The organism is Streptomyces sp. NH27 (assembly GCF_056859195.1).
The window spans coordinates 1-6,774 of record NZ_JACEGK010000440.1 but is presented as its reverse complement, the minus strand read 5'-3'; the positions used below and the strand labels follow the sequence as shown (position 1 = coordinate 6,774).

Genomic DNA, 6,774 nt, shown 5'->3' with positions numbered 1-6,774 from the left:
CGGACTTCGGCGAGGGCGAGGCGGGTGCCGGCGGGGCCGGGGGCGGTCGCGGAGATGGAGACCTCGTCACCGTCCTCGAGGAATGACCGCTGCGTGCCGTCGGGAAGGCGCAGCGGGTCCTCCCCGTTCCAGGAGAGCTCGATGAGCGCGCCGCGAGTGTCGCGCTCGGGCCCGCTGACGGTGCCGGACCCGAAGAGATCCCCGGTCCGCAGGCTCGCCCCGTTCACCGTGAGGTGCGCCACCATCTGCGCGTAGGTCCAGTACATCGTGGCGAACGGCGGCCGCGCGACGACATGCCCGTTGAGCCGAACCTCGATCGCGATGTCGAGGCCCGACGGCTCCGCGGCGCCGTCGTCGAGGTAGGCCGGCGGGCGCGGGTCGCGCGGTGGCGGGGAGGTACGGGCGTGCCGTAGCGCGTCGAGCGGCGTCACCCACGCGGAGACGGACGTGGCGAAGGACTTGCCGAGCATCGGGCCGAGCGGGACGTACTCCCACGCCTGGATGTCCCGCGCCGACCAGTCGTTGAGCAGGCACAGCCCGAAGACGTGGTCGTCGGCGTCGGCGAGCGCGACCCGCTCACCGTGCGCGGAGGGCGCCCCGACCACGAAGCCGACCTCGGCCTCGACGTCGAGCCGCAGCGAGGGACCGTACGACGGCACCTGCTCGCCCGGCTCCCGGCGCTGCCCGCAGGGTCGTACGACGTCGGTGCCCGAGACCACGACGGTGCCCGCCCGGCCGTGGTAGCCGATCGGCATGTACTTCCAGTTCGGCGGCAGCGCGGCGGCGTCCGGGCGGAAGATCCGGCCGACGTTGGTGGCGTGGTGCTCCGAGGCGTAGAAGTCGGCGTAGTCCGCGACCTCGAACGGCAGGTGCGGGGTCGTGTCCGGGAGCGGTACCAGGCAGGGCGCCACGGCGTCGCGGTGCCGCTCCTCGGTCAGCCACGCGGTGACCGCCGCCCGTACCCGCGTCCAGGCCGGGCGGCCCGCGGCCAGCAGCGGGTTCAGCGAGGGCGCGGCCAGCAGCTCCGTGAGGTCGGCGGGCGCGGCGGTGGCACGGGCGGCGGCGCCGGCGTCGAGTACGTGCTCCCCGTAGCGGACCCCGAGCCGCCGCCGGGGGTCGCCGGCCGTGCTGAAGACGCCGTACGGCAGGTTGTGCGCCCCGAACGGCGCGTCGTGCGGGACGTCGAACGGGTCGGCGGCACTCAACGGTCCTCCACGGGCGGCCGGCGGTGATCACGTATGGCGATCATGCAAACGCCCCGAGGATACCGCCGGGCTCCGGGCCGCCCGCGGTACGTACGCCGTACGTGCGTGTACGTGGTGCGTGGTGCGTGCGCCCGCCGTGCCTGCGCGGGGAACGGGTTTGGAGCTGCCCGCACGGCAAACGTAAAGTTCGCCCCATGACCGGGCGGGGAACGCGGGGCCCGGTACCCACGGGGATCACACGGAGAGCAGCGGTTTCATGACGGCGACCACACAGGACCTGTACGGCCCCGGGCCCGACCCGGCCCCCGGCGGCGAGGGCCTGCCCGCCGACGCGCTCGGGCTCCCCTCGGACGACCAGGACCGGACGCCGACCCCGGGTACGGTCCCGGCTCCGGCCCGGGCCCAGGCCGCCCAAGCTTCGGCTTCGGGCAAGGCCCCGGACGCCGCCGAACCGCCGGAGGCCCCCGGCATCGACCCCGACCGCCTCGCCCAGTGCCTCGCCGTACTCGCCGAGCTGGACGACCTCCCCGTCGACCACCCCGACGCCATCGCCGTACGCCGCGCCACCGCCGGGATCTACCGCACGGTCAAGCAGCGCCGCCGCCAGGACCGCCGGGCCGCGAAGACCGCCAACGACAAGGCCGTCACCGAGGCCACCGCCACCGGCGCCGCCGACCGGATCGACGACGAGACGCTCGGCATCCAGCTCACCACCTCCGTGTCCACCGAGATCGCCGGCATCCTGGAGCGGCCCCGCTCCTGCTACGTCTGCAAGACCCGTTACATCGAGGTCGACGCGTTCTACCACCAGCTCTGCCCGCCGTGCGCGGCCGAGAACCGGGCCCGCCGCGACGCCCGCACCGACCTGACCGGGCGGCGCGCGCTGCTCACCGGCGGGCGCGCCAAGATCGGCATGTACATCGCGCTGCGGCTGCTGCGCGACGGCGCCCACACCACCATCACCACCCGCTTCCCGAACGACGCGATCCGCCGCTTCAAGGCGATGCCGGACAGCGCCGACTGGCTGCACCGGCTCAAGGTCGTCGGCATCGACCTGCGCGACCCCGCCCAGGTGGTCGCGCTCGCCGACTCGGTGGCCGCCGCCGGCCCGCTGGACATCCTCATCAACAACGCGGCCCAGACCGTACGCCGCTCCCCGCGCGCCTACAGCGAACTGGTCGCCGCCGAGGCCGCGCCGCTGCCCGCGGGCGAACTGCCCGCCGCCGAGGTGTTCGGCGCGTTCGGGTCCGGAGCGCGGACCGCGGCCGCGCTGCCCTCGCCGCGCGGCGAACTGCTCACCCCCGACGACGTCACCGGCCTCGCCCTGGTCAGCGGCTCCGCCTCGCTCGCCCGGATCGAGGCGGGCACCGCGATCGACGCCGGCGGCCTCGTGCCCGATCTCGACCCGACCAACACGTGGGTGCAGACCGTCGGCGAGGTCGACCCGATCGAGCTCCTCGAAGTCCAACTCTGCAACGTCACCGCGCCGTTCGTGCTGATCAGCCGGCTGCGTCCGGCGATGGCGGCGGCCACCGCCCGGCGCAGGTACGTGGTCAACGTGTCCGCCATGGAAGGGCAGTTCAGCCGCGGCTACAAGGGCCCCGGCCACCCGCACACCAACATGGCCAAGGCCGCGCTCAACATGCTCACCCGCACCAGCGCGCAGGAGATGCTCGACACCGACGGCATCCTCATGACCGCCGTCGACACCGGCTGGATCACCGACGAGCGGCCGCACCCCGACAAGGTCCGGCTCGCCGCCGAGGGCTTCCACGCCCCGCTCGACCTGGTCGACGGCGCCGCCCGCGTCTACGACCCGGTGGTGCGCGGCGAGCAGGGCGAGGACTTGTACGGCTGCTTCCTCAAGGACTACCGCCCGTCGGCGTGGTGACCCCGCAGCACGGGTGAGGGTGCGCGGCGGACGAGGGGGCGCCGCTCGTGAGGCCGCGGCCTGATGCCGACCGGCCTACGCTGGCCAGGTGGCCCTCTTCGTCATCGAGCGCACCACCGCCCTGCCGCCGGCCGAGGCGTGGCGGCGGCTCACCCTGTGGGAGCGGCACTCCGCCACGGTGCCTCTGACCCGGATCGAGGTGCTGACCCCGCCGCCGTCGGGGGTCGGCACCGCGTTCGTGGCGCGTACGGGGATCGGCCGGGCCGGAGTCGCGGACCCGATGCGGGTCGAGGAGTGGCAGCCGCCGGGTGCCGACGGGCACGGGCGGTGCCGGCTGGTGAAGACCGGGAAGGTCGTCGTCGGCTGGGCCGAGATCGAGGTGTGGCCGGCGCCCGGCACCACCGCCGCCCACACCGACACCGACACCGGCACCCACACCCGCACCGGCTCCCGGGTGCGCTGGCGTGAGGACCTGCGCGTACGCGGGCTGCCGCCGGCCCTCTTCGACCCGGCGACGTCCTTCGCCGGCCGGCTGGTCTTCGGCCGGGCCCTGGACACGTTGCTCGGCGGGCGCCCCTGATTCCCGGGGCCGGCCGGGTGCCGCGATACGTGGCAACGCCCCATGTGCGACAGGTACGACCGGGTACAACGGGTGCGCCGTCACGCCGATGACTTTCCCGACCCGGTGCGGTCTACCCCGGTGCAAGGCACCCGGCCGAGCGCGTACACCCGCGTCGCACCCTGGAGGCAGGCTTCCGTGTCCACCAAGATCTTCGTCAATCTCCCGGTCAAGGACCTTTCCCGGTCGATGGACTTCTTCACCGGCCTCGGCTTCACCTTCAACCCGGACTACACCGACGAGAAGGCCGCGTGCATGGTCATCAGCGACGACATCTACTCGATGCTGCTGACCGAGCCGTACTTCCGGACGTTCACCGGCAAGTCCGTCGCCGACGCCTCGACCTCCAGCGAGGCGATCATCGCGATCCTCCTGGACACCCGGGAGGACGTCGACCGCATCGCCGCGGCGGCCCTCACCGGCGGCGGCCAGACCGTCAAGGAGACGAACGAGCAGAGCCCGATGTACACCCGGGCCTTCTACGACCTCGACGGCCACCACTGGGAGCTCTTCCACGCCGGCCCCGCGTAACGGGTGCGCCTGGTTCTGTGCGGCACTTGTGCGGCTCCTTTCGCGGAAGGAGCCGCATCCAGCCAGGTGCGCGGGCAACTCCCCCGAAGCGGGTATCCCCAGCGGGCGAGCGGCCGCCGGCAGGTGGTCCCGAGGCCGGCAGAACGGAGGCGCCCGGGGGGTCGGGGGCACCGGAAGCGAGCAATACGCTTGGCCCGCGCGCCGGAATGTTCCGCGCGCGGGGGTGTCCACCAGCGAGGGGGGATCGGGCTGTGCCCGTTGCAAGAGGAGTGAAGATCGGCATCATCGGCGCCGTCTGCGCCGGAATGTTCGGCGTGGCCGGCTACGGCGCCTACAACATGTACACGGCGCTGGGCGGCTCGGGGGGCGGCGGGAGCACGCGCAACGTGTCCGACTCGGACGCGGCCGGTTCGGCCCCGAAGCCGCCGACGGCCCGGCAGGTCGCGGACACGGCGAGCAAGTTCCTGACCGCGTGGGCCGCCGGGCAGACCGAGAAGGCGGGGGCAGCCACGGACTCGGCCGACACCGCCACGAACGACCTCACCGACTTCCGCCGGCACGGCCACATCACGTCCGTGGCGATCAGCGGCATCGCCCCGACCACCGGCGCGACCGGCGGCGCCTCGTTCACGGTCACCGCGCACCTCTCCTACGACGGCATCACGTCGACCTGGACCTACCACTCGGCGCTCGCGGTGGGCCGCGACACCGCAGGTGACGTGGCCGTCACCTGGAAGCCCTCCGTGCTGAACCCGGCGCTGTCGACCGGCGACTCGATCATCACCGGGACCGGGAAGTCGCCCGAGATCGACGTCACCGACCGGCACGGCAAGGTGCTGACCGGCACCCACTACCCGTCGCTGGCCCGGATCATCGAGGACATCAAGTCCCGTCACGGCGACCAGGTCAAGGGCGGCACCGCGGGCATCGAGACCTACGTGCAGCACAGCGACGGGTCCGCCGGGAAGGTCCTGAAGGTCCTGCGGAAGGGCCACGACAAGAAGCTCAGGACGACGCTCGACGCCGGCGTGCAGGCCGCCGCGGAGAAGGCGGTGAAGGGAAAGAACGGGGCCGGCGTCACCGCGCTCGACATCTACGACGGCACCATCCTGGCCGTCGCCAACAGCGACCCCAACGGCACCGACATCGCCCTCCAGGGCGCGGACGCCCCCGGCTCCACCATGAAGATCGTCACCTCCGCCGCGCTGCTCGAACGCGGCATGGGCCCCGGCTCCCCGGCCCCGTGCAAGAGCACGGACAACGTGCAGAACGGCCGTATGTACCACAACGACTCGCCCAGCCTGCAGAACGCGAACGCCGACCTGCGCTGGGACTTCGCGAACTCCTGCAACACCGGCTTCATCACGCAGGCACCCAAGCTCGGCCCGACCGGACTGCGCGACGCCGCCGCCCGGTTCGGCCTCACCCAGCCGTGGAACATAGGCACCGCCACCCCCGACGACCAGCCGAGCTTTCCCGACGGCAGCGGGCCCGACGAGCTGACCTCCGAGATGATCGGGCAGGGCAAGGTGGTGGCGAATCCGATGATCATGGCGTCGGTCGCCGCCACCGCGGCCACCGGCAGCTTCCACGAGCCGCGGATCGTGGCCGCCGACATGATCGACAGCCGTATCTCCGCGGCCGGCGTCGGCTCCCGGGTCTCGGGCGACCTGCGGCAGCTCATGCGCGCGGCCATCACGAACGGCACCGCCACCGGCGTCATGAGCGGCTTCGGCCCCAACTCCGGTGCGAAGACCGGCTCGGCGGAGGTCGACGGCCAGGCCGCCACCAACGGCTGGTTCACCGCGTACGCCGGCGGTGTGGCGGTGGCCGCGGTCGTCCACGACGCCGGGTTCGGCAACACCTCGGCCGGACCGATCGTGGCGCAGGTGCTGCGGGCGTCCTGACCACCCCGGACGAGGTACGGCGGCGCGGCCGACCCGCGCCGCCGTACGGTCCTACGGTCGTACGGTCAGGCCAGCGCGCCGCCGTGCAGAAGGAGCAGCGCCACCGCGGTGACCGCCATCGCCAAGGTGGTGAGGAACGGCAGCCGGCTGCGCGGGCCCGCACCCGCCGTACGGACCGTGGCGACCGCCAGCGCGCCGGTCACCGCGAGCGCCGCCCACCCGGCGCGGCCGACCGGTCCCGGCGGGCCGAGGACGAGGACGGCGGCCGCGGCCAGCAACGGCACGGGGGCGAGCAGGCGGCTGCGGCGCCGCCCGATCCGCTGCGGCAGGCCACGCACACCCGCGGCCAGATCCGCGTCGATGTCCGGCAGCACGTTCGTGACATGGGCGCCGACACCGAGCAGCGCGCCCGCCGCCACCGCCCAGCCCGGCGGGCCCGGCTGCCCGGGCAACCCCAGCGTGACGAACGCGGGCAGCAGCCCGAACCCGACGGCGTACGGCAGCCATGACAGCGCGGTGCGCTTCACCCCCAGGTTGTACGCCCAGGCCGCCGCCACTCCCGCGAGGTGCGCGGCACCCGCCGCCCACCCGCAGGCCAGCGACGCCACGACGCACACGGCG

At 73.6% G+C, this 6,774-nt stretch carries 6 protein-coding genes; 4 read left to right on the top strand and 2 right to left on the bottom strand.

The annotated features are described in order from the left end of the window. Positions 1 to 1,205 (bottom strand): fumarylacetoacetase (gene fahA / locus AC13HU_RS28550; RefSeq protein ID WP_483044844.1); only part of this gene is annotated, 1,205 nt, incomplete at its 3' end. Positions 1,206 to 1,461: 256 nt separating this feature from the next. Between fahA and AC13HU_RS28545 the strand changes: the two genes are divergently transcribed. From AC13HU_RS28545 to AC13HU_RS28530, 4 genes are all read left to right on the top strand, one after another. Next, positions 1,462 to 3,096, top strand: coding sequence for an SDR family NAD(P)-dependent oxidoreductase (locus tag AC13HU_RS28545; RefSeq protein WP_483044843.1), 1,635 nt, complete (start codon positions 1,462 to 1,464; stop codon positions 3,094 to 3,096). Positions 3,097 to 3,184: 88 nt separating this feature from the next. Beyond that, positions 3,185 to 3,676: an SRPBCC family protein gene (locus tag AC13HU_RS28540; RefSeq protein WP_483044842.1), complete on the top strand. Its 492-nt coding sequence runs from the start codon at positions 3,185 to 3,187 to the stop codon at positions 3,674 to 3,676. A gap of 177 nt (positions 3,677 to 3,853) precedes the next feature. Beyond that, complete coding sequence (locus AC13HU_RS28535) at positions 3,854 to 4,246, top strand: VOC family protein (RefSeq protein ID WP_483044841.1); 393 nt, start codon at positions 3,854 to 3,856, stop codon at positions 4,244 to 4,246. A gap of 251 nt (positions 4,247 to 4,497) precedes the next feature. Further along, positions 4,498 to 6,153 (top strand): penicillin-binding transpeptidase domain-containing protein, encoded by a 1,656-nt coding sequence (locus tag AC13HU_RS28530; protein ID WP_483044840.1) that lies wholly within the window; start codon positions 4,498 to 4,500, stop codon positions 6,151 to 6,153. Between the two features lie 65 nt (positions 6,154 to 6,218). Here the strand turns inward: AC13HU_RS28530 and AC13HU_RS28525 are convergent. Next, positions 6,219 to 6,774, bottom strand: a 556-nt coding sequence (locus AC13HU_RS28525) for a UbiA family prenyltransferase (RefSeq protein WP_483044839.1), incomplete at its 5' end; no start/stop codon positions are given.

What these genes read in the sequence shown, in the direction of transcription:
- AC13HU_RS28545 (WP_483044843.1), top strand. Translation starts at nt 1,462, where the DNA reads ATGACGGCGACCACACAGGACCTGTACGGCCCCGGGCCCGACCCGGCC.